Annotated in this window: 23 protein-coding genes and 4 tRNA genes; 18 read left to right on the forward strand and 9 right to left on the reverse strand. The window is 33.7% G+C overall.

Annotation, left to right across the window (positions count from 1 at the left end; all coding sequences use genetic code 11):
- Window positions 1-18 precede the first annotated feature (18 nt).
- The gene (locus EMTOL_RS19140; protein WP_015030979.1) at window positions 19-732 is read left to right on the forward strand and encodes a glycosyltransferase family 2 protein; all 714 of its coding nucleotides are present in this window, start codon (window positions 19-21) and stop codon (window positions 730-732) included.
- A 31-nt stretch (window positions 733-763) separates the two neighbouring features.
- On the opposite strand, the gene EMTOL_RS19145 is transcribed toward EMTOL_RS19140, so the two are convergent.
- Together EMTOL_RS19145 and surE are read right to left on the reverse strand one after the other, a co-directional pair.
- Window positions 764-2,314 (reverse strand): GH3 family acyl-acid amido synthetase, encoded by a 1,551-nt coding sequence (locus tag EMTOL_RS19145; RefSeq protein WP_015030980.1) that lies wholly within the window; start codon window positions 2,312-2,314, stop codon window positions 764-766.
- 92 nt (window positions 2,315-2,406) lie between these two features.
- Window positions 2,407-3,174, reverse strand: a complete 768-nt coding sequence (gene surE / locus EMTOL_RS19150) for a 5'/3'-nucleotidase SurE (RefSeq protein WP_015030981.1) — start codon at window positions 3,172-3,174, stop codon at window positions 2,407-2,409.
- Between the two features lie 89 nt (window positions 3,175-3,263).
- On the opposite strand from surE, the gene EMTOL_RS19155 reads away from it, so the two are divergent.
- The gene (locus EMTOL_RS19155) at window positions 3,264-3,764 is read left to right on the forward strand and encodes a GNAT family N-acetyltransferase (RefSeq protein WP_015030982.1); all 501 of its coding nucleotides are present in this window, start codon (window positions 3,264-3,266) and stop codon (window positions 3,762-3,764) included.
- Window positions 3,765-3,774: 10 nt separating this feature from the next.
- Here EMTOL_RS19155 and murI read toward each other — a convergent pair whose 3' ends face one another.
- Window positions 3,775-4,557: a glutamate racemase gene (murI, locus tag EMTOL_RS19160; protein ID WP_015030983.1), complete on the reverse strand. Its 783-nt coding sequence runs from the start codon at window positions 4,555-4,557 to the stop codon at window positions 3,775-3,777.
- Window positions 4,558-4,579: 22 nt separating this feature from the next.
- Window positions 4,580-6,202 carry a replicative DNA helicase gene (dnaB, locus tag EMTOL_RS19165; protein ID WP_015030984.1) on the reverse strand — a complete coding sequence of 541 codons (1,623 nt, stop codon included), beginning with the start codon at window positions 6,200-6,202 and terminating at the stop codon, window positions 4,580-4,582.
- Window positions 6,203-6,444: 242 nt separating this feature from the next.
- Between dnaB and EMTOL_RS19170 the strand changes: the two genes are divergently transcribed.
- The 3 genes from EMTOL_RS19170 to EMTOL_RS19180 all read left to right on the forward strand — a co-directional run bounded on the left by EMTOL_RS19170 (window position 6,445) and on the right by EMTOL_RS19180 (window position 9,297).
- Window positions 6,445-7,395 (forward strand): PhoH family protein, encoded by a 951-nt coding sequence (locus EMTOL_RS19170; protein ID WP_015030985.1) that lies wholly within the window; start codon window positions 6,445-6,447, stop codon window positions 7,393-7,395.
- 72 nt (window positions 7,396-7,467) lie between these two features.
- On the forward strand, window positions 7,468-8,742 hold the full coding sequence (locus tag EMTOL_RS19175) for a M43 family zinc metalloprotease (RefSeq protein WP_015030986.1): 1,275 nt from the start codon (window positions 7,468-7,470) through the stop codon (window positions 8,740-8,742).
- Between the two features lie 78 nt (window positions 8,743-8,820).
- Complete coding sequence (locus EMTOL_RS19180) at window positions 8,821-9,297, forward strand: deoxycytidylate deaminase (protein ID WP_015030987.1); 477 nt, start codon at window positions 8,821-8,823, stop codon at window positions 9,295-9,297.
- Between the two features lie 14 nt (window positions 9,298-9,311).
- Here EMTOL_RS19180 and EMTOL_RS19185 read toward each other — a convergent pair whose 3' ends face one another.
- Window positions 9,312-9,824: an FKBP-type peptidyl-prolyl cis-trans isomerase gene (locus tag EMTOL_RS19185; RefSeq protein ID WP_015030988.1), complete on the reverse strand. Its 513-nt coding sequence runs from the start codon at window positions 9,822-9,824 to the stop codon at window positions 9,312-9,314.
- A gap of 145 nt (window positions 9,825-9,969) precedes the next feature.
- Here EMTOL_RS19185 and EMTOL_RS19190 point away from each other — a divergent pair, with 145 nt between their 5' ends.
- Both EMTOL_RS19190 and holA read left to right on the forward strand, forming a co-directional pair.
- A complete protein-coding gene (locus EMTOL_RS19190) occupies window positions 9,970-10,584 on the forward strand; it encodes an acyl carrier protein phosphodiesterase (RefSeq protein ID WP_015030989.1) in 615 nt (204 codons plus the stop codon).
- Window positions 10,585-10,618: 34 nt separating this feature from the next.
- Window positions 10,619-11,626 carry a DNA polymerase III subunit delta gene (gene holA / locus EMTOL_RS19195; protein ID WP_015030990.1) on the forward strand — a complete coding sequence of 336 codons (1,008 nt, stop codon included), beginning with the start codon at window positions 10,619-10,621 and terminating at the stop codon, window positions 11,624-11,626.
- Window positions 11,627-11,690: 64 nt separating this feature from the next.
- Here holA and EMTOL_RS19200 read toward each other — a convergent pair.
- A tRNA-Met gene (locus tag EMTOL_RS19200) sits at window positions 11,691-11,764 on the reverse strand.
- 198 nt (window positions 11,765-11,962) lie between these two features.
- Between EMTOL_RS19200 and EMTOL_RS19205 the strand changes: the two genes are divergently transcribed.
- Both EMTOL_RS19205 and EMTOL_RS19210 read left to right on the forward strand, forming a co-directional pair.
- A complete protein-coding gene (locus EMTOL_RS19205) occupies window positions 11,963-12,346 on the forward strand; it encodes an START-like domain-containing protein (protein ID WP_015030991.1) in 384 nt (127 codons plus the stop codon).
- A 79-nt stretch (window positions 12,347-12,425) separates the two neighbouring features.
- Window positions 12,426-13,907 carry an LptF/LptG family permease gene (locus tag EMTOL_RS19210; protein WP_015030992.1) on the forward strand — a complete coding sequence of 494 codons (1,482 nt, stop codon included), beginning with the start codon at window positions 12,426-12,428 and terminating at the stop codon, window positions 13,905-13,907.
- Window positions 13,908-13,950: 43 nt separating this feature from the next.
- On the opposite strand, the gene EMTOL_RS19215 is transcribed toward EMTOL_RS19210, so the two are convergent.
- Window positions 13,951-14,592 carry a deoxynucleoside kinase gene (locus EMTOL_RS19215; RefSeq protein ID WP_015030993.1) on the reverse strand — a complete coding sequence of 214 codons (642 nt, stop codon included), beginning with the start codon at window positions 14,590-14,592 and terminating at the stop codon, window positions 13,951-13,953.
- Window positions 14,593-14,737: 145 nt separating this feature from the next.
- On the opposite strand from EMTOL_RS19215, the gene trhO reads away from it, so the two are divergent.
- Window positions 14,738-15,778 (forward strand): oxygen-dependent tRNA uridine(34) hydroxylase TrhO, encoded by a 1,041-nt coding sequence (trhO, locus tag EMTOL_RS19220; RefSeq protein ID WP_015030994.1) that lies wholly within the window; start codon window positions 14,738-14,740, stop codon window positions 15,776-15,778.
- A gap of 40 nt (window positions 15,779-15,818) precedes the next feature.
- Here trhO and rlmD read toward each other — a convergent pair whose 3' ends face one another.
- Complete coding sequence (gene rlmD / locus EMTOL_RS19225) at window positions 15,819-17,225, reverse strand: 23S rRNA (uracil(1939)-C(5))-methyltransferase RlmD (protein WP_015030995.1); 1,407 nt, start codon at window positions 17,223-17,225, stop codon at window positions 15,819-15,821.
- 165 nt (window positions 17,226-17,390) lie between these two features.
- Between rlmD and EMTOL_RS19230 the strand changes: the two genes are divergently transcribed.
- Complete coding sequence (locus tag EMTOL_RS19230; RefSeq protein ID WP_015030996.1) at window positions 17,391-19,592, forward strand: T9SS type B sorting domain-containing protein; 2,202 nt, start codon at window positions 17,391-17,393, stop codon at window positions 19,590-19,592.
- Between the two features lie 125 nt (window positions 19,593-19,717).
- Window positions 19,718-20,548: an SDR family oxidoreductase gene (locus tag EMTOL_RS19235; RefSeq protein WP_015030997.1), complete on the forward strand. Its 831-nt coding sequence runs from the start codon at window positions 19,718-19,720 to the stop codon at window positions 20,546-20,548.
- A gap of 30 nt (window positions 20,549-20,578) precedes the next feature.
- Here EMTOL_RS19235 and EMTOL_RS22265 read toward each other — a convergent pair whose 3' ends face one another.
- Window positions 20,579-21,316, reverse strand: a complete 738-nt coding sequence (locus EMTOL_RS22265; RefSeq protein WP_041694267.1) for an SH3 domain-containing protein — start codon at window positions 21,314-21,316, stop codon at window positions 20,579-20,581.
- 117 nt (window positions 21,317-21,433) lie between these two features.
- On the opposite strand from EMTOL_RS22265, the gene EMTOL_RS19245 reads away from it, so the two are divergent.
- The 6 genes from EMTOL_RS19245 to EMTOL_RS19270 all read left to right on the forward strand — a co-directional run bounded on the left by EMTOL_RS19245 (window position 21,434) and on the right by EMTOL_RS19270 (window position 25,611).
- A tRNA-Lys gene (locus EMTOL_RS19245) sits at window positions 21,434-21,506 on the forward strand.
- 84 nt (window positions 21,507-21,590) lie between these two features.
- Window positions 21,591-21,663: transfer RNA gene (locus EMTOL_RS19250), tRNA-Lys, on the forward strand.
- 95 nt (window positions 21,664-21,758) lie between these two features.
- Window positions 21,759-21,842, forward strand: a tRNA-Leu gene (locus tag EMTOL_RS19255).
- A gap of 193 nt (window positions 21,843-22,035) precedes the next feature.
- Window positions 22,036-22,311, forward strand: a complete 276-nt coding sequence (gene rpsO, locus EMTOL_RS19260; protein ID WP_015030999.1) for a 30S ribosomal protein S15 — start codon at window positions 22,036-22,038, stop codon at window positions 22,309-22,311.
- A gap of 152 nt (window positions 22,312-22,463) precedes the next feature.
- The gene (gene pnp / locus EMTOL_RS19265) at window positions 22,464-24,599 is read left to right on the forward strand and encodes a polyribonucleotide nucleotidyltransferase (protein ID WP_015031000.1); all 2,136 of its coding nucleotides are present in this window, start codon (window positions 22,464-22,466) and stop codon (window positions 24,597-24,599) included.
- A gap of 148 nt (window positions 24,600-24,747) precedes the next feature.
- Window positions 24,748-25,611, forward strand: coding sequence for a sigma-70 family RNA polymerase sigma factor (locus EMTOL_RS19270; protein WP_015031001.1), 864 nt, complete (start codon window positions 24,748-24,750; stop codon window positions 25,609-25,611).
- Window positions 25,612-25,616: the final 5 nt, after the last annotated feature.

Raw genomic sequence — 25,616 nt, forward strand, 5'->3', positions numbered from 1 at the left:
TATTACCTATCTAATAGAATGTCCACCTTGAATAAGATATCTGTTATCATTCCTGCGTATAATGAAGCAAAAACCATTAGAAGTGTTTTAGAAAAAGTTTCAAGTGTAGAATTGATTGGAGGAATAAAAAAAGAAATAATTGTTGTAAACGATTGTTCGGTAGATAATACTGAAGCTGAAATTCTGAATTTTAAAACAAGTTCAGATGCAGAGATTATTTATCTCAAGCATGAATTTAATCAAGGAAAAGGTGCTGCATTACATACTGGAATTAAGCAGGCAAAGGGTGAATATTTAATTGTTCAAGATGCTGATTTAGAGTATGACCCCAATGAGTTCAATATTTTATTGAAACCTGTGCTTGATGGCCATGCCGATATAGTATATGGTTCAAGATTTATGGGAGGTAATGCACACAGAATTTTGTTTTTCTGGCACACTATTGGAAATAAATTTTTGACTTTTCTATCGAATATGTTCAATAATTTGAACTTAACTGATATGGAAACGTGCTACAAATTATTTAATACCAAGATGCTCCAAAATCTAGATTTAAAGGAAAAAAGATTTGGTTTCGAACCTGAAGTGACTGCCAAAATTGCCAAAATTAAGGGAATCAAAATTTATGAGGTTGGTATTTCTTATTATGGAAGAACCTACGAGGAAGGGAAAAAAATAAATTGGAAAGATGGTTTTAGAGCTTTATATTGTATTCTTAAATATGGTTTATAAATGAAAAGAGCGAGTATTACTCGCTCTTTTTTTATGAATAATTTTCTTTGATAAAATCTTGCCATTCATCAACTAATTTGCCTTTTAATACCCTTGGGAATTTGTGTTGACCGCCCACTTTCCCTTTTATCTTCATCCAATCATAAAAAGCTTGTTGAGGAAGTACTTTAACAAATACATTTTTTAGACCATGTTTGCGTTCTACTGCATAATCATCGTTTAACTCACAAATTTTTTCATCTAAACGTTTACAAAAGTCTTCTTCATCAACTGGCAGGTCAGAACCTACATACCATTGATGAGCAAACAATGGTGGATGTTTGATGCCAATAACGGTAAATTCTCTTACATCAATGCCTAAATCTTTTGAAACAAGTTCAAGAGCATGATTCATATTATCAACAGAAAGATGTTCGCCACATAAACTTAAAAAATGCTTAGTTCTGCCTGTTATTTTAATCTCCATGCGTTGTTTATCGGTGAATTTGATTGTATCACCAATTAGATAACGCCAAGCACCCGAGCAAGTTGAAATAAGTAATGCGTAATCAATATCTTCTTCAACATCAGTAACCATAATAGTTTCTGGGTTACTTACCAAGTTGCCATCTTCATCAAAGTTATTTTCATTAAAAGGAATGAATTCAAAAAACAAACCGTTATTTAAAACTAACTTTAAATTTCCGTCTGGTCTATCTTGATAAGCTAAGAAGCCCTCAGAAGCCATGTATGTTTCAATGTAAAGTACTGGTTTTCCAAAGAGTTTTTCTAAGCCTTGTTTGTATGGCTCTAATGAAACTCCACCCCAACCAAATGCAGTGAGGTTAGGCCATAATTCGTGTATGTTATTGAGATTATATCGCTTGATTATTCGTTCTAATAAAATTGTATGCCACGCTGGCACACCAGCAATAAAGCCGATATCCCATTTGGGAGCATTAATTGTTATATCTTCAAGTTTATTTTCCCAATCTTTTAGAGCTGAAATTTTTTGCCCAGGTTTGTAAAAGTTTTGGAACCAAATAGGAATTGTTCCGGTGGTTATTCCACTTAAATCACCTTCATAATGAGAATCAACTTCATTGAGTGCAGTACTACCGCCAAGCATTAAATAGCCTTTCTCAAATAAATCGGCCGGTAATTGTGTATAAAGGCCTAAAGATATAATTTGATTAATACTTGTTCTTTGAATAGCCTTAATCATTTCTTTAGTTACTGGAATTGCCTTTGATGCAGCATCTGATGTGCCCGAACTTAAAGCAAAATATTTAACTTTTCCTGGCCAGCAGACATTTTTTTCTCCTAATCGAGCTTTATACCACCATTCATTATAGATTTTGGTGTAGTCATAAATAGGAACATTTTTTTTGAATTTTTCGTAATATTCCGTTCCGTTTTCAAAAATTGCCGAACTTAAAATTTCATCAAAATTATATGCCTCTCCAAATTGCGTATAACGAGCTTTTGATAGAAGTTTTGTAAGTGCCTTTTTCTGCCACTTAGCAGGTTTTATTTTTCGAATTTGTTGAATCGTGCTTGTTAACTTAATACTACTCTTTAGTAGACGTCCTAATACTGCCATATTGTTTTCCTTTAATTTTTTAGTAATTAACGGGTGTTCATTTCAAAAATAATAGTTTGTTATGAAAAAGTTGTGATAGTTGACTGTTATTCTTACAATTTCCAACGTTTAAGGTTTTTCATTGCATGATAAGCAGTCATATCATAATGTACTGGTACAACTGATACATAGTTATTATTTAAGGCAAAAATGTCAGTATCTGAAGCCTCTGGTTCTCGATTTACAAAATCGCCACCCATCCAGAAATAGGGTCTTCCATGAGGGTCTTTTCTTGCATCAAATTCTTCATGCCAATAGCCATTGGTTTGACGACATATTTTTATACCCTTAATAGGTTTATCTGAAAATGCTGGAAAATTGACATTTAATGCAACATTTGAGGGGAACTCATTCGCCAATGCCTTTTCTACAATTTTTTTAATCCATTTTTTCACATGTGAAAATTCGGCATCATATTTAAAATCATCCAAAGAAAAGCCGATGGATGGAATTCCTTCAATTGCTCCTTCTACAGCAGCCGACATAGTTCCTGAGTAAATTACAGAAATTGAAGAGTTTAAGCCATGATTTATGCCACTTACGACTAAATCAATTTTCCTTTCTCTCAAGAAATGGTGTTTTGCCAACTTCACACAGTCAGCTGGAGTACCAGAACACTCGTAAGCTTCTATATTTTTAAAAATTTTATTTTTTTTAACATGAATTGTACTATCCACAGTAATGGCATGCCCCATTCCAGAATTTGGACTATCTGGTGCCACAACGAAAACATCACCAATTTTTTTTACTACTTCAATCAATACTGAAATTCCTTTTGAAGTAATACCGTCATCATTGGTAACTAAGATAAGTGGTCGCATATATTTAATTGATGATTTTTAGAATGTGTAATTATTGGATATTCTTTCTACTATTTTATTATATTGCAAAATTATAAATAAAGCATTTTATGGGAATTATATATCAGATTGCAACCCACAAAGATATTAAAGTGATTCGAGAAATTGCTAATAAAACTTGGTTTGTTACTTATGAGCCAATTTTAGGAAAAGAACAGCCTAAATACATGTTTGATGAAATTTACTCTGAAAGTGCTTTACTAGAGCAAATGCAAGAAGGTCAAACTTTTATTTTACAATATTTATACAACGAAGTTTTAGCTTTCGCTTCTTACTCTTTGAAAAGTTATGAAAAGGAATTGACCTATAAATTAAATAAATTGTACTTAGACCCTTCTTTTCAGGGTGGAGGATATGGCAAAAAGCTTATCTCTGAAGTTGAAAAACATGTCAAGGCTTTAGGAGCTAAAAACTTAGACTTAAATGTCAATCGACATAATAAAGCCATTGATTTTTATAAAAAAAACGGTTTTACTATCATTGAGGAAGTAGATATTCCGTTTGGACCTTATTTCATGAATGATTTTATTATGAGAAAAGTATTAGTGTAAGAGCTTTGAATCATGTAAGTTTCTCAATTTTTTCCATGTAACGCTCAAATCTTTGAATATTTTGGGTAGGCTTGCCCGATTCAATGAACACAATTTGTGGAGTTTGGCTTCTTTTTGATTCTAATAAATGTAGTTTATTAAGTATATTTTTCAAATGGCGAGCTGTACCTTCATTTCCATCAAAAATACTTAATTGTGGAGCTAATTTGTAGAATATCGGTTCAAAATATGTAAAATGAGTACAACCTAAAACAATCGAACCAAATTTCTGAATATCAATCTGTTTAAGTGTTTCAAGAATGTAGTTTTCGGCATCAATACCAAAATCTTCTTTTTCAGCTAACCTTACGAGTTCTGGTAAAGCCATTCTTTCTACGATATTATTGGCGTCAAGCGAATCAAGCAACCGTTGGAATCTTGCTGAACGTAAAGTTATGGGAGTAGCACAAACCAAAATATGTTTACGCTTACCATCAAGTTCTCTTGTATCATTATCAATAGCAACCTTGACAGCTGGTTGGATGGCTATAATCGGAATACTTAGTCGAGTTCTAAGGTCTTCTACACAAACATTGGTTGCAGTATTACAAGCTAGCACTATTGCTTTGACACCAATTTCTAAGAAGTAGTTTACGGCTTTATCAACGTATTCTTTAATTTGTTCTTCCGTTTTAGTGCTGTACGGAACGTTTTCAGTATCGGCATAATAACAGTATTGCTCGTTTGGTAACTGCCGAATAATTTCGTGCAGTAATGTCAGACCACCAATACCAGAGTCAAAAACACCAATCATGTATCTTTTAAAGAATGTTTAATTAGAATGGGAAATCGCTTTCTGCATCTAAATTTCTAGGTTGATTAGCCTTACTTCCAAGCGTAACAGTATTACCAAAACCTGTTTTAGGAGTAGAGGCACTTTCAAAATTTTCAAGTGAATTTGTTGTATTAATAGGTTTTGGAATATTAAATTCAGCAAAGCCATCTTGACCGGGAATTGGACTGTAAAAGCCATCTAAATCAGTAAATTTAGTGTATTTGCCAATAAATTTCAGCTTTACAGTATCTACATCACCACTTCTATTTTTAGCAATAATTACTTCTCCAACCCCCTCGGTAGAATTTCCTTGTTCATCTTGAGTTATCTTATAATACTCAGGGCGATAAAGGAACATTACCATATCAGCATCTTGTTCAATCGAACCAGATTCACGTAAATCAGAAAGTTGAGGTCGTTTGTCTCCACCACGTGTTTCTACCGCACGACTCAACTGCGAAAGTGCAATAACTGGAACATTAATTTCTTTGGCAAGGTTTTTCATTGCTCGGGAAATAGCGGCAATTTCTTGTTCACGATTTCCTTTACTACCACCACCAGTTTCAGCAGTCATTAGCTGTAAGTAGTCGATAATCACCAATCCAATATCATATTGAGCCTTTAATCTGCGGCATTTTGCTCGCATCTCCATAATTGAAAGGGCAGGAGTATCATCAATATAAATTGGTGCTGTCGATAAATTTTTTATCTTTTGATGGAGTTGAACCCACTCATGATTTTCAAGTTTTCCTTTGCGGAGTTTATTACTATCAATTTCAGCTTCTGCAGAAATTAAACGAAGCATTAATTGAGTTGCCGACATTTCCAATGAAAATAAAGCAACTGGAACTCCCCATTCTACGGCTGCATTTCGCATGGCAGAAACTACAAATGCTGTTTTTCCCATAGCCGGACGTGCCGCAATAATCACTAATTCTGTATTTTGCCAACCACTTGTAATTCTATCTAGTGCAGTAAAACCACTTGCAACACCCGTTAGCCCATCTTTATTGTTTTTCTTTTTTTCTAACTCCTCAATCGTAGCACGCATAATGGTGCTTGCATCTGCATAATTTTTGCGAATATTACGCTCAGAAATTTCAAAGAAGTTTTGTTCTACTTTGTCTAATAAAGTAAATACGTCAGTGGTATCTTCGTAAGCATCTTTGAGCATTTCACCCGCTATTTTTATCATATCTCGCTTAATTGCCGATTGGGTTATGATACGAGCATGATATTCAATATTAGCAGCTGAATTTACTTTATTGGTTAACTTTACCAAATAGGCTGCACCTCCCACAAATTCTAACTCACCTGTACTTCTCAATTGAGTAGTAACAGTGAGCATATCTATAGGCTCAGATTTGCCAAATAATTGAAGAATGGCATTATAAATTCTTTGGTGAGACTCTTTATAAAAGCTGGCTGGCTGAAGAATATCAACTACTGCAGTGAGGGCATCTTTTTCAATCATCAATGCACCCAATACTGCTTCTTCAAGCTCAACTGCTTGTGGAGGCAACTTGCCAGTTTCTGTACGCATATTCTCTAGGAAGAGATTTTTTCCAAAGCCTCTTTGTTGGTTTACACCAGCAGATGTATTATTTTGATAACTTCTTTCCATAATATTATTACAATGTTAAGAAGAAAAATATTGTATTAAAAGTGTTATCCTTTCTTTTTATTAATAATGAAATTTGTAATTTATTGATTATCAATATCGTTGTATTCTTTACAAGATTTTTTTGTGGAAAAATAAACAAATTTGTGAATAATTTTTGAACTTTGAGAAACATTGATGTATTAAAATTGCTTTTTTGAGTATAAATTTAATAATTAAACTATAAACAAAACTTATTTTTAGAATTGACTGATAAAGTATTCACACTCGAAGAAGAGATTTCACTAACTGATTTTCTCGGAGTAGAAAACAGTAACATCAAAGAGGTGGCAGGGGCTTTTCCATTAAGTAAAATTATATCACGTGGAAATCAGATTTTGATAAAAGGAAATATTGAAGAAATTAATCGTATTTCAGATGTTATTGAGTCTATGATTGAACATCTTCAAAAATATGGCAGGCTTTCAGTAGAACAAGTGAAAAGCTATATTAGAGAAGACGCCGAAGCAGCTACTCATGAAACACCCGATGATGAATTAATATTGGTCGGTACCAAAGGAAATGCGATTAGAGCGAAAACTGCAAATCAGAAAAAAATGGTTGAAGCAGGGAAAAACTTTGATATCGTGTTCGCAACTGGTCCTGCAGGTACGGGAAAAACTTATACCGCAGTAGCGTTGGCAGTTAAAGCCTTAAAAGAAAAACAAGTAAAGAAAATAATTATTACCCGACCAGCGGTTGAAGCTGGTGAAAACTTAGGTTTTTTGCCAGGTGATTTAAAAGAAAAAATTGACCCCTACTTGAGGCCTATCTATGATGCACTTGAGGATATGATTCAATCGGAAAAATTAAAGTTTTACATTGAAAACAGAACGATTGAAATTGCTCCTTTGGCATACATGCGTGGTCGTACGCTAAATAATGCCTTTATTTTGCTTGATGAGGCCCAAAATACTACGCCCATGCAAATTAAAATGTTTTTAACTCGTATGGGGCCGCTTTCAAAGGCAATCATTACCGGTGATAAAACGCAAATAGACCTTCCTTCAAAACAGAAATCGGGCTTAGCTGATGCCCTCTATATTTTGAAAGATGTGAAAGGAATAGGATTTATTGAACTTGACGACCGTGATGTTGTACGTCATAGGTTAGTTCGTGATATTTTAAAAGCTTACGAAAAAGCAGAGGAAAATTAAATTTATATATTAATGATTAGATATTAGTAATATATTGCAACTCTAAAACTGTTCAACTACGTCTTTAACTGCATGAAAAAGATTTACTACATACTTGCTTTCATTGTTATTAGTTTCTCTGCCACTGCTCAAAAGGTAAAGGCGTGTGCCAATCAATACTGTGATTCAATCGCAAAGGTTTCAGGAAGCAAATACACGCTTATGCAAACAAAATTTGAGGAAGCTCTTGAAAAGCAAATTAGTTCGCAAAAAAACTTTAGAGTTGCTACAGATATCATTCGGATACCAGTAGTTGTGCATGTGATTCATAATCAAATAAGTGGAGCCATAGCTGGTACGAATATACCTGATGAACAAATTTATTCACAGATAAAAGTATTGAACGAAGATTACCGAAAGAAAGTAGGTAGTTTAGGGTATAATACCAATCCAGTCGGAGCAGATTCAGAAATTGAGTTTTTCCTAGCAAATGTTGACCCATTAGGCAAGCCAACCAATGGAATTACACGTACCTTCTCTTCTAGAAGCTCATTCAATGTTGTGAATGATGCCGATAGACTAGCCATGTCGAATCTAGGATATTGGGATAGTAATAAATACTTAAATATTTGGGTTGCCCCCTTTATTAATGATTATATAGGATATGGCGAATTCCCTTTTGCTGAAGCGGTTGACGGTCTTGATGTTGATGCTGATGAAAGAATTGATGGTGTATTTATAGATTACAAAGTGTTTGGGAAAAAAACGGGTACAAATACAAAAGGTCTCTTTAGTTTTGGACGAACCGTAACTCATGAAGTTGGGCATTGGTTGGGGCTATACCATACTTGGGGTGACCAAAGATGTGGAACTGATTTTGTAGCCGATACGCCACAAGCTGCTACCTCAAATAGTTCAAATACTTGCAAGGATTTATTCTCAACTTGCACGGGAACTAGAACTAGAAATATGATAGAAAATTATATGGACTATTCTCCCGATTCTTGTATGAATATTTTTACACTCGGGCAGAAAGAAAGAATGCGTGCAGTTCTTGATTTGAGTAAAAGGAGAAAAAGGGTACTAAATTATTCGAAGTTTCAACTGCCTCCTTCTAGTACCCTACAAGTGAATTGTCTAAATCCTTTACCTCTAAGTAATCTTCAAATTCAGGTATTATTGCCTGATTTTCAAGACTTTACAGTTGTTTTAAGAGATTTGATGGGCCGACCTGTTTACACTGAACATTATGAAGATTTACCAAGTACTATTATTACTTTAAAAGATAAAGATTTAGCTCCGGGTATGTATTTCGTAAGTGTTACTTCCAAAGAACAGATTGTTCAGAAAAAAATCGTTCTCTACTAATCTCTGTTATTTTTGAATCGGTTTTTTGATTAAACCGATGTTATTTTAATTGTGTTTTTGCCAAATAAAGACCTCTTTATGGATAATGCTGTAAAAAATCGTCCTGATTTTGATCAAATATTTATGGATCTCGCTCATAATTTAGCTTTGAGGTCACATTGTGTAAAAGCACAAGTTGGAGCAGTTCTTACAAAAGATACAAGAATTATTTCGATTGGCTATAATGGCCCTCCAGCCGGTACTCATAATTGCGATGATGAATTTCCTGACCATGGTTGCCCACGAGATTCAAAAGGGAGCTGTTCATTAGCTCTCCATGCCGAACAAAACGCAATTCTTTATGCTATAAAAAATGGGGCAAACATAGAAGGTACTACCCTTTATGTTACTTTATCTCCTTGCATTGCTTGTGCCAGAGTCATTTATACGATGAAGATAAAAAAAGTATTTTATTCAAAATCATACGCCCAATACAAAGGAATTCCAAATGATGAGGGCGTAGATTTTTTAAGGAAATTTGGTGTTGAGGTAATTAAATACTCTGAAAATAATTAATCTTCTGGATTTTATTAGTGAATTACGCCGCCTTCACCATGTACATGGCCGTGGTCTAATTCACTTTGACTTGCATTTCTTACTTCAAGTATCTTTCCCTTAAAGTGCATTTTTTGCCCTGCCAATGGATGATTAAAGTCAAGAACTACAAAATCTTCTCCGATTTCTATAATTCTACCATTCATTCTACCGCCATCTTCATTTGAAAAAGGAATAATATTGCCAATTTCCAACATTCCCTCTGGCACTTGACCATTTTCAATTTTAAAATTATCAATCGGAAAGTCAATAATAGCTTCTGGGTCTGGTTCACCGTAGCCATCTTCAGCATCAATCGAAAACTCAAATTCATCTTCAGCTTGAAGACCAATTAATTTTTCTTCAAATTTTTCTGGCAGACCACTCAAGCCATGAATAAAAACCATCGGCTCGTCATCTTGAACAATTTCAAGTAGCTCTTTATCATTTTCCTCGCCAATTTCTAATTCATAAATTATTTTAACGACTTTGTTTGATTCAATTTTCATTGTAAAATGTATTTTAATAATTATTTCTAAAGTTTTTTGAGTTTATGGTTGATTAAAACTAAATCCGTATTATTTTGCGATTCTAAGTTAAACATTTATATACCCTCTAAATTTGGTGCAAACGTACACATATTAGCTTGTTTTAATGAATTTTTTAGCACATTTATTTCTTTCTGGTAAAAATGAAGAAGTTATGATTGGTAACTTAATGGAAGATTATATTGTAGGGAGAATTGACCATGAGCGGAATAATCATTTGAATAAAGATATCAAACATGGTATCATGTTACACAGGCTAATTGATACAGCAACCGATTCTAATCCGTTTGTAAGTAATTGTAAATTAGTTCTTTATGAAAAGTATCATAAATACTCAGCTGTATTAATTGATATTTATTTTGACCATTTTTTGGCAGTTCATTGGGATTTTTATTCGAAAGAACCTTTTGATTTATTTAGAAAACGGGTTTATTTTTCTTTCGAAAAGCATTGGAATATTTTGCCAGAAAAAATGAAACCCATGATTGAATCAATGATTACTCATGATTGGTTGAAAAACTACGCCGAATTTTGGGGAATCGAAAGGGCTTTACTAGGAGTTTCTCGCAGAACAAAGTTTGAGTCAAATATGGAAAAGGCGACAGATGATTTAAAAATTCATTATAAATTATTCAAAGATAATTTTGAAAAATTTTTTCCTGAATTGTTAGAAACTTGTAACAATTTTTTGGATGTAAATGGTTATGAAAATATTGGTTAGTTGATATTGTGAAAAGGTGAATTTGTGAAAAATTATGATTGAAATTTTAAAATCTATAAAGAAAGATTCCATTAGACCACTCTACTTTTTACATGGTGAGGAAGTATTTTATATTGAACAAGTAGTAGAAAAAATTCAGAGTTTGGCCATCCCAGTACACGAAAAAGGTTTTAATGAGTTTGTCTTATTTGGAAAAGAACTTTCAGTAGGAGCCGTTTTAAATTACGCTCGAAGATTTCCAATGATGGCCGAAAGACAATTAATTATTGTGAAGGAAGCTAATCAGATTCAAGGTATTGACCAAAAAGAAAATCAGAAACTTATTGAAGATTATGCATTAAATCCATTACCTTCAACAATATTAGTTCTATGTTTCACTACTGCACAGGATGAACGCAAAACATGGGTAAAGGCATTCGCAAAAAATGGTGTATTACAAAATTTTAAGAAGTTGTATGATAATCAATTACCTGAATTTGTTTCATCATATTGTCATGGTAGAGGCGTAAAGATAAGTATGAAGGCCATTCAGTTATTGATAGAACATATAGGTAATGATTTAAAAAGATTAGCTAGTGAATTAGAAAAAGTTATTTTAAATATTAAATTAGGAGAAGGTATTGACGCAGATATTATTCAAAAGTACGTTGGTATAAGTAAAGAATATAATGTTTTTGAATTGCAAAAAGCTTTAATACAGCGAGATGTTTTGAAGGCAAATCAAATTATTAACTTTTTGGGAAGAAATCCAAAAGATAATCCAATTCAACCAATCTTAATTATTCTTTACAATTTTTTCAGCAAGGTGTTATTAGTACAGGGGTCTGGTGAATTGAGTGAGTCAAATGTGGCTTCTTTGCTAAAAGTGAATAGTTTTTTTGCCAAAGATTATATTTTAGCGGCTAGAAATTATTCGTTAGCGAAATTAGCTTTTGTTATTCATTCAATTAAAAATGCTGATCTAAAATCAAAAGGTGTTGAGGTTGGAGAAGAAACTGAAGGTGAAATTTTGAAGAAATTAGTTTTTGAAATTTTACATTAATTGTGGAAACTTTATTGAGATTTATGCATAAAAAAAGAGTCTCAAATCTGAGACTCTTTAAGTGTTGCGGGAAGCGGGATCGAACCGCCGACCTTAGGGTTATGAATCCTACGCTCTAACCATCTGAGCTATCCCGCAGTATATTTTTTATATTTTTTAAGACTTTTTTGATTGCCTTGAAGAATATGTTGCAAAATTACACAAAGATTTTTACATTGCAAATAAACAAATCAAACTATTAGAAAATTTCGAGAAAAGTTATAAAACTTCTTGAAATAGTTATTTAATAAGACTAAATCGAGTTCGATTTAGGTATTTTTCTAAATATTGTGAATTATGGACAAATTCAAATTTTCTCGAGAATACGAATTCAAGGCATCGCCCAAAGTTTTGTATCCGTATCTTAGTACACCTGCAGGATTACAGCAATGGTTTGCAGCTAAAGTAAAGTATACCAGTGACTCGAATTTTGATTTTGTTTGGGATAATGAAAGTCATCCCGCTCGTTTATCTGTTCAAAGAGTCAATAAACTTGTTAAATTTGATTTTCTAAACGCAGACCAAAGAGGCAATTATGTTGAGTTTAGACTTGAACAAAGTGAACTAACTAATGCCACTTTTTTAAAAATAACTGATAATTCTGATAATAACGATGAAGGAGAATTAGAGGATATTTGGGATGATATGATTTATAAACTTAAAGAAATTGTTGGCGGTTGATTTTTATTGTTAAATAAACTTAATCAATTTGTGAATTTGAATTTCATGTTGGAATTTTGTGAGGTTGAATGTAGTTTTAATGAAAAAAATTGATATTTTAGTGATTAGGTCTTTTATCGGGCCATTCATATTAACTACCTGCGTGGTAGTTTTTATTTTTTTGATGCGTTTCCTCATGCTTTATTTCAACGATTTTGTTGGTAAAGACTTGGGATACGATGTATTTGGAAAGTTATTCGTTTACTTTTCTTTGATAACCGTGCCTATTGCACTACCACTATCTACTTTGTTGGCTTCTTTGATGTGCTTCGGGAATTTAGGCGAATACAGTGAGCTCACGGCAATCAAGTCAGCGGGAGTTCCAATTTCAAGGGTACTTTTCCCTGCAATGATTTTTGCTTTAGGTGTAAGTGTATTTTCTTTCTGGTTTAATAATACAGTAAACCCCTGGGCAAACTTAAAGGGCTATAGCCTATTATATGATGTAAAAACTACTAAAGTAACTTTAAATATCAAAGAAGGTATTTTTTACAAAGAAATTCCCGGATATAGCATTAAAGTAGTAAAAAAATTCTCTGATGGGAAAACCTTAAAAGGAGTTACCATCTATAATCATTCTCAAAATAATGGAAATATCAACGTTACATTAGCTGATTCGGGTAAGATGTACACCATGTATGATAATACTTATTTAGTGTTTGAATTATTTAATGGTTGTAACTATATTGATTACAGAAGTAATGATGCAAGTTATAATGAAACTCAATTCGTTAAAAATGGATTCAAGCAAAATAAGATGGTCTTTTCACTTGAATCATTTGGAATGAAAAGAACAGATGAATCCCAGTTCAAGTATCACGAGTTTATGAAAAATATTAATCAACTCAATGAACAAGCAGATTCAATAAAAAAAGATATAAAAAAGACACTCAGATCCCAAACTACATTAGCTACAAACCTTTATAACTTTCAGTTTAAGGAATATCCAGTTGATACATCAAAAGCAGCCCGTGAGCGAAAACCAATTAAATCAGGCAGTTGGATAGCTGAAAAAATGAAGAAATCTGTAACTGTTACTTCAGATGAAGAAGCCTTTGAAACAGCACTAAATCAAGCTAAAAATCTCAAAGACCAATTTAATACCACGGTAGATATTATCAAAAGTAAAAAGCGAGATGCCATAAAAGCTGAAGTTGAAAAATGGCACAAGTTTACGATGGCTTTTGCTTGTTTTGTAATGTTTCTAATTGGTTCTTCTCTTGGTTCAATTATAAAAAAAGGGGGTTTTGGTATGCCAGTTTTGCTTTCGATTACTTTTTTTATTTTAATGTATGTTTTAATGCAACTTGGTGATAAATATGCAAAGGAAGATATTTGGCCAGTTTTACTTGGTGTTTGGATGCCAGATTTTATATTATTGTTGTTTGGTGTATATTTCCTCTATAAAGCTACTAATGATGCAAGATTGTTTGAAAGTGATATTTACGCAGTTTATTTTGATAAATTGAAATCGCTTTGGAATGAAAGGAAATTTTTTAAACCTAAAAAAGTTTTAACCTAATATAGAACAAAAAATGCCTCGAACATTCGAGGCATTTTTTGTTCTATATATTTTGAATGCTAAGTTGAGTTCCCATACTGATATTGTTATCAATAATTTCGGTGATATATCTAAAATCATCTTCACTTTCGGCATAATCTAAGTCATTTACATCAATAACTAATAGTTTTCCGTGCGTATATAATTCTACAAAATCTTCATAAAGTTTGTTTAAACTCAAAAGATAATTAGGGTCAATGTTTTTTTCAAAATCTCTGCCCCGTTTATTGATTTGTCTTTGCAATTTTGTTAAATCGGCTCGTAGATAAATCATTAAATCAGGATGAGAAATTGCTTGGGTAATCGTATTAAACATGCTTTTGTATGTTTGATAATCAGTTTCATTGAACTTCCCCGTTTCATAGAGATTTCTTGCAAAAATATACGCATCTTCATAAATTGACCTATCCTGAATGATTGTTTTTCTTTCGGTCAATTGTTTTATTTTTAATACTTGCTCGAACCTACTGTTTAAGAAATATATCTGTAAGTGAAACGCCCATTTTTCCATATCTTCATAAAAAGGAGGGAGGTATGGATTTCCATCAACTGCTTCATATAATACTTCCCAACCATAATGATTTGCCAGTTTTGTAGCTAAGGTAGTTTTGCCGGCACCTATATTACCCGTAATCGCAATGTGCATTTTTTACTTTGTCAGAATTTCTTGAAATTTTAATATGTTTCACAAAATAAATTCTTATATCATAAAAATCATAGAATTAACAGAATATGTTTTGTAATTTTGCGGAAATTCAAATCAAGTTTACACCTTGAAATATTGATAATCAATGAAATTAGATAAAAATACCCCTTTAGAAGCGGCAGTTGAAGATTCTGCATCCGCGTTAAATTACCAAGTTCTTCTGTATTACATCTACTCACCGATTGAAAACGTAGTTGAGTATCGTGATATCCACCATCAATTTTGTCTAGATAACAATCTTCTTGGAAGAATCATTGTTGCTCCCGAGGGTTTGAATGGAACTGTTTCGGGCTTAGTAGCAGATACAGAAAAATATATGGCTTGGGTGAAGTCTGATTCTCGCTTTGAGTCGGTTGATTTTAAAGTAGAAAAAGTTTCTAAACATGCTTTCACGAAACTATATGTGAGAATTAAGAAAGAAATTGTCCATTCTGAATTACCTGTAAATCCATTAGTTCAAACTGGAAAGCACCTTGAACCTGCTGACTTTAAGCAATTAATTAAAAATGACCCTAATGTAGTTTTAGTTGATATGCGTTCAAATTATGAACATTCGGTAGGGAAATTTAAAGGTGCAATAACGTTTGACATGGAAAATCTTCGTGAATTACCTGAACATGTACACGAAATTGAGCATTTAAAAGATAAAAAAATTATTACCTATTGTACTGGAGGAATTAAATGTGAAAAAGCAAGTGCTTATTTATTATCACAGGGTTTTTCCGATGTGTATCAGTTGCATGGTGGAATAATAAAATATGGCTTAGAAGAGGGAGGTGAAGATTTCGATGGTAAATGCTATGTTTTTGATAATAGATTAACTACCGAAGTAAATAAAGTGAATCCTGAAATTATTTCTAAATGTCATATTTGCGGAACTCCAAGTGATAGAATGGTTAACTGTGCGAATCCAGAATGTAATGAACATTTACCGATTTGTGAAAAATGTGGCCAAGAAATGGAAGGAGCTTGTTCGGTAGCCTGTAAAGAAAATCCAAGAAAACGCCCATACAATGGCACTGGTTATTATGCCAAAACTACTGAAGGATATAAACCTGAGATTGCATTTAGGACACGAAAAAATACCAAAACCTTACATATTGTAGAGGAATTAGGTTTAAAATAATAAAAAAGGGATTCAAATCAGAATCCCTTTTTTATTATTATTACTTTAAATCCAATCTCACTACATTTTCAACGTGATGCGTATGGGGAAACATATCAACTGGTTGTACATAAGAAATATGGTATTTTTCGCTTAAAATAGCTAAATCTCGTGCTTGGGTCGCTGGATTACAACTTACATATACAATTCTTTTAGGAGCCGCTTCCATTAATGTTCTTACTACAGGTTCATCCATTCCCGCACGTGGAGGGTCAGTAATTACAACATCAGGTTTGCCATTCTGCTCGATAAATTCTTTAGTTAGAAACTTACGCATATCTCCTGCATAAAATTCAGTATTTTCTAATTGATTGACACCTGAATTTATTTTTGCATCTTCCACCGCATCGGCAACATATTCAATCCCGATTACTTTTTTTGCTTTTTTAGCTACAAAGTTGGCAATTGTTCCAGTTCCAGTATAAAGGTCATAGACTAACTCATTACCCGTTAAACCAGCTAAATCTCTTGTTATTTTATAAAGTTCGTATGCTTGCTCAGAATTTGTTTGATAAAATGATTTGACACCTATTCTGAAAGTTAAGTCTTCCATTTTTTCTTCAATGTAAGGCTTGCCGTAGTAGGTCTTTACTTCCAAGTCGAAGAAGGTATCGTTTTTCTTTTGATTTAAAATATAATTTAAAGAAGTTATTTCTGGAAAACTTTGATGTAGGTGTTGCATCACAGCTTTTATATCTTCTTCATTATTTTGGGCAAATTGTACCATTACCATCAAATCGCCCGTTGTTGAAGTCCGAATCATCACGTTACGGAGAAATCCTTCATGGGCAATGTGGTCGTAGTAGGTATATTTTTGTTGATTGGCAAAATCTCTTAGAGATAATCGAATTGCATTTGAGGGATCAATTTGGTGAAAACACTTTTCAATCGGCAATACCTTTTCAAATCTTTTTGGAACATGGAAACCCAAAGCATTTTTATCCATTGATTCCTCTGTGTTAATTTCATCACGAGTAAACCAGCGACTATTAGAAAATGTATATTCAAGTTTATTTCTGTAAAACTCTGTTTTTGCAGAACCTAAAATTGGTTTGATTTCTGGCAATTCGAGTTTGCCAATTCTTTTTAACTGGTCATTTACCTGTGTCCATTTGAGTTCTAACTGTTTCTCATAAGGTACATGTTGCCATTTACATCCTCCACAAACGCCAAAGTGTTGGCAAAAAGGCTTAATTCTGTCGGGTGATGCCTCAATTATTTCAAGCACATTTGCTTCTGCATAGTTTTTCTTTCTGTTATTTACAAAAAGTTTGACTTTATCGCCTGGGTGCACATTGCTTCCTTCTATAAAAATTACTTGTCCGTTGTGTTTTGCAATACACTTACCTTCGGCTGCAAAGCTTTCAACCACTATTGACTCAATTACAAATGTTTTTTGTTTTCCCATTATTTAATATGCTGATTCTGAGTAGGCTCAAATCTTTTATTTTCTGATTTCCCTTAGTTTTAAACCACAAAAGTATTTAACTTAGCTTGAAGTTCAAAATCGAACCTTTGACTATCTTTTCACGTCTTTTATTTAGCCGAATCTAAATTCTGAACTATTCTCATTATGAAAAAAGTTTTATTCTTGCTGTTATTATTTTTTATTGTACATGGAGTAAGGGCCTCTCACATTGTGGGAGGAGAGATTGAGGTCATTCAAATTAAAAATCCTATTGTTCCTAACTCTACGCATCAAGTCACTCTTAGCTTATATTTTGATGCAATCAATGGTCGTTCTGCTGCGGAAGACCTAACAATTACACTACAAGTTTATCGAAAGAAAGATTTAGCCCTTATGGGGAATATTACTTGTCCACAAACTTACCGCCAGCCCATAAAGTATGTAGACCCATCTTGTCAAAAAGGAGATTTAGCTACTTTACTAATAAAATACACGAATACTATTGATATGTCTGATGCCAAATTCTCAGACCCAGAAGGATATATGATTGTTTGGGAACGCTGCTGTAGAAACAACATTATTACCAATATTCAAAATCCTAGTAATGTTGGAATGGTTTTTTATACTGAATTTGTAGGAAATACAGTGCCTAATACAACGCCTCATTTTCGTGATATTATCGCTGATTATGCCTGTATTAACCAATACTTTGAAATTGATTTTAATGCTACTGATGAAGATGGCGATAGTCTAGTGTATAATTTGGTTGTTCCTTGGATTGGTAATTCTTCTCCTCAAGTTTCAAACCCAATGACATCTCCTAGCACATCTTACAGAGAAGCTTCTTGGGTTTCAGGAATTGATATAAACAATGTAATTCCTGGCGAAATACCTTTGAGAATAGATTCACAGACAGGAGTATTAAGCGTAAAACCGAATAAATTAGGTTTATATGTTTTTTCGGTAATGGTTGAAGAGTTCCGTAAGGGAAAAAGAATTGGTAGAATGAAAAGAGATTTTCAGTTAAAAGTGATTGATTGTATTTATAATGCACCACCAGTTGTTGGAGTTGCCAACCAAAATTCTAAAAAAGTGTTTTCAAATAATGAGATAGTTACGATTAAAAAAGGTCAAAAGCGTTGTTTTGATATTCTTTTTACTGACCCAGATATTAAACAAATTGTAACTCTTTCTGTAAAAGGTGTAAATATTGACACAAAAAAGATTTTATTTCCCACAACACTTTCTACCGAAATAAAGTCTAGCGATACCTTAAGAGCTACTTTTTGTTTGGATGAATGTATTATAACTCGTAATAATGTTCCAGCTGAATTTTATATCTTAATAAGTGATAATGGCTGTCCTGTGCCTCAAAATAGAAGTTTTAAAATGAGGGTTCAATTCGAAGAAAATCAGAATACTAAACCTACGATCACAACTTCTTTGACCAATAATCCAGTAGTTATGTACGGGGATACCCTAAGATTTTCTGTTTTTGGTAATGATGTTGATAACGATACACTATCGCTCTCGGGTGCAGGGCGTAACTTCAACCTTGCAAATTATGGTTTTAATTTTCCTTCAAAAAATGGCATTGGAAGTGTAAATTCTATTCTCCAGTTCATACCAAATTGCGAAGCACTCAGACAAAAGCAATTATTACTTGATTTTATTGTGAGAGACCAAAGATGTGGCATAAGTGCACAGACCTTGTATTCTGTTCCTGTGGAAGTAAAAGGAAAGCCTAATAATGCACCTACTGTACTCACTTCTCTAAATAATAATACCATTACTTATACCTTAAACCCAAATCAAAGTAACGACGTAACTTTTAATGTAAATTCGCAAGATATTGATAATGAGATTATTTCTTTAATTGGTGTTCCCAAAGGATTTGATTTTAAGAGTGCACAAATGACATTTGAAAATAAAGATGGAAAAGGCAAATTAAGCAGTTTGTTTACATGGAAACCAACTTGTTCACTATTGGGTGGTCAGGATTTGAGGGAGTTTATTGTCAATTTTTCAGCAAAAGATAATAATTGCTTTCAAATGAAAGATTCGGTAAATGTGAAATTAATACTAAAAGATAATTTAGTGATTGATAATCCATTCGAGCCTTTTAACACTTTTACGCCTAATGCTGATGGTAAAAATGATTTTTTCAATTTGGGAAATATTCCTGACGATAATTGTAAAAGGCAGTTTCAAAAATTTGAAATTGTGAATAGATGGGGGAAATCTGTTTTCTTAACTGATGATAGAAACTTTAATTGGGATGGTGGCGAGGCACCAAGTGGACAGTATTTTTATGCTCTTACCTTTTCCGATAAAGTTTTTAAAGGAATCATTAATTTAATTAAATAAATTTTAATCTTTAGTACTTTGTTTTTAATCTATTAAGGGAACAAAATCACGAAAAAAAACATTTATTTTATAATTATTGTTTTCTCTTTTATAGTGAGTTCATAATTTATTTAAAAACAAATTCCATGCTAAAAGATAAAGTTGTAATCATCACAGGTGGTTCGTCAGGTATTGGAAAAGCTTTGGCGTTTGAGCTTGGAAAAGAAAAATGTAAATTAATTATTACGGGTCGTAATAATGACAAACTAGAGCAAACCAGCCACGAACTTTCAATGAATGGAATCGAAAACCACTACATCGTGGCCGATTCGAGCTTAGAGTACGACAATAAACGCATAGTTGCTGAAGCCATCTACCACTATGGCAAAATTGATATTGTAATTAATAACGCTGGTATAACCATGCGTTCGATGTTTGAAGACGCTGACATTGACGCTACTATCAGGAAAGTAATGGATATCAATTTCTTTGGTACTGTCTATTTAACACAAGCGGCCTTGCCTTACATTAAGAAAGCCAAGGGAACAATCGTGGGCATTTCCTCGATTGCAGGTTTTAGAGGTTTACCAGTACGCTCGGGTTATTCTGCCTCAAAATTTGCAGTAAACGGTTTTCTCGAGGCCTTAAGAACAGAATTGTTATATTCTGGTGTAAACGTTCTTACTGCTTGCCCTGGATTCACTTCTTCAAACATACGATTTGCAGCAATTGATGGCCATGGTGAAGTAAGTCAAGAAACAGTTAGAGATGAGGAAAAAATGATGTCAGCTGAAGAATGTGCCATACACATTGTTAAAGCAATCAAGAAAAGAAAGCGTTCGATTGTTTTAACCAAAGAAGGAAAACTAACCGTGTGGTTAAATAAGTTGTTCCCGAGTTTGGTAGATAGGTTAGTTTATACTAACCTTTCTAAAGAAAAAAATTCACCTTTGAAGCAAGCTAGTCAAATTGCATAGTTATTAGGCCACATAAAATGTGGCCTATTTTTATTTTACAACATATATATCACTTGCTTTTAAATAGCAAAAATTACCTTCCCATAATACTTGGTACCAAATATCATCTGACTTAATGACATTCAGTCTATTACCCTCACTAATACTTCCCACAATTTGAGAAGCAGCTGAAGGATAATCTCTCAAGTAAACTTTCTCGTTTTTAATTATCGCCGATTTATAATTATTCGGTAGATTAATGAGTCCTCCCAGAAATAATAAATATACTACAAAAATAACTTTGTGTCGTGCGGGTGAAAACTGCTTATTTCTTTTCTTTAAGATTAGAACTACAAATATATATATCCCTAAAATTAAAAATCCAAGCCAAAGGTAATTTGAATATTGACGATAATAGAAAAGAAAATAATTCAAATCGTTTTTTTCGTACCCTTTGAAACCATTTTCAGAGGCTACCAAATACATCTTCTCAAACGTTTTTTCGTTTGGCTGCTTAAAAAAATATAAATTCAAATAATAAAGTTCGTTCACAAATTCTCCTTTACTTTCTGAAATATTGGCAAGTTTAAGATAAATTTTAGGATTGGGGTTTGAGCTGTTTTTTAAGATTTGCTCATAAAGTGCTTTTGACTCATCAAATTTTTTTTGAACAAATAAAGAATCTGCTTTTTTATTTAAGTTTGTTTGAGCCTGACTATCAATAAGTTGCCCCAACGTTAAAAAAAAAGTTAAAAATATTTTCAGAAATTTCAGAAAGTATGTTTGCATCGTATTGTTAAAAGTACTAATTTTGCACCACGATTTAAGAACAACGGCACAGAAAGCAAAGTTAATATAAATTGATTTACTTTCAAATGTGAACCTCAAACTTAGATTAAAATAAAAGATTCCGTAGCTCAGTTGGTAGAGCAATACACTTTTAATGTATGGGTCCTGGGTTCGAGTCCCAGCGGGATCACAAGGGTTACCAGTGGTAATTCTTCTTCGTGGTAGAGGCCACTTTACATATATGACAAACAGAGGCTAAGGCCAAAAGTTTGATGATTCCGTAGCTCAGTTGGTAGAGCAATACACTTTTAATGTATGGGTCCTGGGTTCGAGTCCCAGCGGGATCACGAAAGCCTCAAGTCTGAGGCTTTTTATTTTAAAATAATTCCCAAAACAAATTTGGAAAAATTCGCTTCCCTATTTAGTTTTGAAGTCAAAGTAAGGCGATGTGGTGGAATTGGTAGACACGCTACTTTGAGGGGGTAGTGGGCGTAAGCCTGTGCGAGTTCGAATCTCGCCATCGTCACTTTTAAGTTTAAGTTGAACATTTGTTATTTGAAAAGCCATCCCAAATTGAGGAAGGCTTTTTTTATGCCATTAATATACCTTCTTGCGTCGTCAATATATATTATATTTGGTAATTTTCATTATTTATTGAAAATAAATAACTATCTTTGCAACTGTTTTAAAATAATTTATAAATCTAAGTTAACATCAAGATGTATTTAACTACGGAGAAAAAAGAAGAAATCTTTGCAGCAAAAGGTTTCCAAAAGAAAGCAACTGATACAGGTTCTCCTGAATCTCAGATTGCATTATTTACTTATCGTATTGCACACCTTACTGAGCATTTAAAATCTCACAAGCATGATTACTCTACGAGAGCAGGCTTGTTGAAATTAGTAGGTAAGCGTCGTCGTTTACTTGATTATTTGTACAAGAATGATATTTCTCGTTACAGAGCAATCATCGCCGAATTAGGAATTCGTAAGTAATATCAAATTGGTCAGGGAGTATTTTACTTATTCCCTGACTTTTTTATTCGAAATCATACTTCAATAGAAAATATCAAATTTATCCCCGCGGAATTACGGATAATAACAACCACGTCAAAGCGGACGCGTGGTACTAATAAAAAAATCAGATAATGTTTAACATTCACACTAAGACCATCGTAATGCCCGATGGCAAAGTGATTACCATTGAAACTGGGAAATTGGCTCGTCAGGCTGATGGTTCGGTAGTAGTTAAAAGTGGTAATACAATGCTTTTGGCTACTGTAGTTGCGGCACAAGAACACAAAGAAGGAACCGACTTCTTACCTCTTTCGGTTGATTATCAAGAAAAATTTGGTTCTGCAGGTAAAATTCCGGGAAGTTTCCAACGTCGTGAGGGAAAACTTTCAGATAATGAAGTGCTTATCAGTCGTTTGATTGACCGTGCTTTACGTCCAATTTTTCCCGAGGACTATCATGCAGAAGTTCAAGTTATTGTTACATTAATTTCTGCGGATGCGGAAATTCAACCTGATGCCCTCGCTGCTTTAGCTGCTTCTGCTGCATTGGCTGTTTCTGATATTCCATTTAATGGACCAATCTCTGAAGTTCGTGTGATAAAATCAAATGGTCAGTATTTAGTCAACCCAACTACAAGCGAAATGAAGCACGCTTCATTAGATTTAATTGTAGCTGGAACACGTGATAATATCATTATGGTTGAGGGAGAGGCAGACCAATGTACTGAAGAAGAAATGATTGAAGCAATTAAGGTTGCTCATGAAGCTATTATCGTTCAGGTAGATGCATTGAAAGCCTTTGAAACTGAATTAGGCAAAACTGAAAAACGTGTTTATTGTCATGAAGTTCATGATGAAGAACTACGTGAACGGATGAATAAAGAGCTTTACGATAAAGTTTATGCTGTTTGTTTGGAAGGAAATAACAAGAAAGAAGTTAGAAAAGAGAAATTTGGAGCTATACTTGATGAGTTTATTGCTAGCTTATCAGAGGAAGAGTTAGCTGAGAAAAAATCTCTTATCAAAACATATTATGGTGATATTCAGTACTATGCATCAAGAAACATGGTACTTGATGAACGTACACGTTTAGACGGTCGTAAGTTAGATGAAATTCGTCCAATTGTTTGTGAAGTAGATTATCTACCATCTGCTCATGGTTCGGCACTATTTACTCGTGGCGAAACACAATCATTAACAACAGCAACTTTGGGTACAAAGCTTGATGAAATGATTGTTGACCAAGTAATGGTTTCTGGATATAGCAAGTTTTTCTTGCATTATAATTTCCCAGGATTCTCTACGGGCGAAATCAAACCAAACCGTGGTGCAGGTCGTCGTGAAATTGGTCATGGTAACTTGGCGATGCGTTCTTTGAAACAAATATTGCCACCAGAAGCTGATAATCCTTATACAATTCGTGTAGTATCTGATATTCTTGAATCGAATGGTTCATCTTCAATGGCTACAGTTTGTGCTGGATGTTTGGCTTTGATGGATGCTGGTGTACAAATTAAAGCACCAATCTCTGGCATTGCAATGGGTTTAATTACTGATAACTCAGCAGGGAAATGGGCTGTACTTTCTGATATCCTTGGTGATGAAGACCACCTTGGTGATATGGACTTCAAAGTAACGGGTACTGAAACTGGTATCACTGCTTGTCAGATGGACATTAAAATCGGAGGGTTATCTTTTGAAATTCTTGAGCAAGCATTACTTCAGGCAAAAGCAGGCAGAATTCATATCTTAGGAAAAATGAAGGAAGCAATTGAAACTCCTCGTCCAGATTTGAAACCACACGCTCCACGTGCATTCACCATTGTTATAGATAAAGAATTCATTGGTGCAGTAATCGGACCTGGTGGTAAAATTGTACAGGAAATCCAAAGAGAATCAGGAGCTACTATTACAATTGAAGAAAAAGAAGGTAAAGGATATGTTTCTATTTTTGCAACCAATGGCGATAGTATGGCACATGCTAAAAAGCGTGTGTATGCAATTGTAGCTACTCCAGAGGTAGGTGAAGTATATGATGCAAAAGTAAAATCGATTCAACCATTCGGTGCTTTTGTTGAATTTATGCCTGGTAAAGAAGGTTTACTTCATATTTCTGAAATTTCATGGGAACGCCTTCCAAGTATGGATGGTGTACTTGAAATCGGTGAAGAGCTTCAGGTTAAATTACTCGAAGTTGACCCAAAAACTGGTAAATTCCGATTATCAAGAAAAGCACTTTTACCAAGACCAGAAAAGAAACAAGCATAATTTTGTTATCTGATATTTGTTGTTTAATAAGTAACAAATATCAAATATTGAAACATTTAACAAAATTTAATTGTTCTTTAAGCCAAGGTATTAAAGTTTTTACGTTATATAAGAAATCTGTCGGGGATGAACCCGTTTAAATGAAGATATGCGTCAGCTAAAAATTAGTAAGCAAATTACAAACCGCGAGAGCCAATCTCTCGACAAGTATCTCCAAGAAATTGGTAAGGTAGATTTGCTAACTCCCGATGAGGAAGTTATACTTGCACAGAAGATTAGGGATGGAGACCAATACTCTTTGGAGAGATTGACAAAAGCAAACTTGCGTTTCGTGGTTTCAGTTGCCAAACAATATCAAAATCAAGGTTTGTCATTGGGTGATTTGATTAATGAAGGAAACTTAGGTTTAATCAAGGCTGCCCAAAGATTTGATGAAACCCGTGGTTTTAAATTCATTTCTTATGCCGTTTGGTGGATTCGTCAGTCAATTCTTCAAGCTTTGGCAGAGCAATCACGTATCGTGCGTTTACCACTAAATCGTGTTGGTTCATTAAATAAAATCTCAAAAACTTTCTCCGATTTGGAGCAAAAATTTGAAAGAGAACCATCACCTGAAGAGTTAGCAGAAGTACTAGAAATTACTGCTGCGGAGGTAATTGATACATTAAAAATTTCTGGTAGACACGTTTCTGTAGATGCTCCATTTGTTCAAGGTGAAGAAAATAGCCTTTTGGATGTATTGGAAAATGACAGCGAAGTGAAGCCAGACCAAGGTTTAATTGATGATTCACTCCGAAGAGAAGTAATGCGTGCATTATCAACGCTTACGCAAAGAGAAGCAGAAGTTATCACTTATTACTTTGGGCTAAATGGCGAACAAGCAATGACTCTCGAAGAAATTGGTGAGAAGTTTAATCTTACTCGTGAACGTGTACGCCAAATCAAAGAAAAAGCAATCAGACGATTACGTCAAACATCAAGAAGCAAAGCTTTGAAAGCTTATTTAGGATAAGCTAC

Source organism: Emticicia oligotrophica DSM 17448, assembly GCF_000263195.1.
In the GTDB taxonomy this organism is placed as follows: Bacteria; Bacteroidota; Bacteroidia; order Cytophagales; family Spirosomataceae; genus Emticicia; species Emticicia oligotrophica.

Bases quoted from the DNA above. Each gene is read 5' to 3' on its own strand.
- EMTOL_RS19140 (WP_015030979.1), top strand. From the start codon at position 19: ATGTCCACCTTGAATAAGATATCTGTTATCATTCCTGCGTATAATGAA.
- EMTOL_RS19145 (WP_015030980.1), bottom strand. From the start codon at position 2,314: ATGGCAGTATTAGGACGTCTACTAAAGAGTAGTATTAAGTTAACAAGC.
- surE (WP_015030981.1), bottom strand. From the start codon at position 3,174: ATGCGACCACTTATCTTAGTTACCAATGATGACGGTATTACTTCAAAA.
- EMTOL_RS19155 (WP_015030982.1), top strand. From the start codon at position 3,264: ATGGGAATTATATATCAGATTGCAACCCACAAAGATATTAAAGTGATT.
- murI (WP_015030983.1), bottom strand. From the start codon at position 4,557: ATGATTGGTGTTTTTGACTCTGGTATTGGTGGTCTGACATTACTGCAC.
- dnaB (WP_015030984.1), bottom strand. From the start codon at position 6,202: ATGGAAAGAAGTTATCAAAATAATACATCTGCTGGTGTAAACCAACAA.
- EMTOL_RS19175 (WP_015030986.1), top strand. From the start codon at position 7,468: ATGAAAAAGATTTACTACATACTTGCTTTCATTGTTATTAGTTTCTCT.
- EMTOL_RS19180 (WP_015030987.1), top strand. From the start codon at position 8,821: ATGGATAATGCTGTAAAAAATCGTCCTGATTTTGATCAAATATTTATG.
- EMTOL_RS19185 (WP_015030988.1), bottom strand. From the start codon at position 9,824: ATGAAAATTGAATCAAACAAAGTCGTTAAAATAATTTATGAATTAGAA.
- EMTOL_RS19190 (WP_015030989.1), top strand. From the start codon at position 9,970: ATGAATTTTTTAGCACATTTATTTCTTTCTGGTAAAAATGAAGAAGTT.
- holA (WP_015030990.1), top strand. From the start codon at position 10,619: ATGATTGAAATTTTAAAATCTATAAAGAAAGATTCCATTAGACCACTC.
- EMTOL_RS19205 (WP_015030991.1), top strand. From the start codon at position 11,963: ATGGACAAATTCAAATTTTCTCGAGAATACGAATTCAAGGCATCGCCC.
- EMTOL_RS19210 (WP_015030992.1), top strand. From the start codon at position 12,426: ATGAAAAAAATTGATATTTTAGTGATTAGGTCTTTTATCGGGCCATTC.
- EMTOL_RS19215 (WP_015030993.1), bottom strand. From the start codon at position 14,592: ATGCACATTGCGATTACGGGTAATATAGGTGCCGGCAAAACTACCTTA.
- trhO (WP_015030994.1), top strand. From the start codon at position 14,738: ATGAAATTAGATAAAAATACCCCTTTAGAAGCGGCAGTTGAAGATTCT.
- rlmD (WP_015030995.1), bottom strand. From the start codon at position 17,225: ATGGGAAAACAAAAAACATTTGTAATTGAGTCAATAGTGGTTGAAAGC.
- EMTOL_RS19230 (WP_015030996.1), top strand. From the start codon at position 17,391: ATGAAAAAAGTTTTATTCTTGCTGTTATTATTTTTTATTGTACATGGA.
- EMTOL_RS19235 (WP_015030997.1), top strand. From the start codon at position 19,718: ATGCTAAAAGATAAAGTTGTAATCATCACAGGTGGTTCGTCAGGTATT.
- EMTOL_RS22265 (WP_041694267.1), bottom strand. From the start codon at position 21,316: ATGCAAACATACTTTCTGAAATTTCTGAAAATATTTTTAACTTTTTTT.
- rpsO (WP_015030999.1), top strand. From the start codon at position 22,036: ATGTATTTAACTACGGAGAAAAAAGAAGAAATCTTTGCAGCAAAAGGT.
- pnp (WP_015031000.1), top strand. From the start codon at position 22,464: ATGTTTAACATTCACACTAAGACCATCGTAATGCCCGATGGCAAAGTG.
- EMTOL_RS19270 (WP_015031001.1), top strand. From the start codon at position 24,748: ATGCGTCAGCTAAAAATTAGTAAGCAAATTACAAACCGCGAGAGCCAA.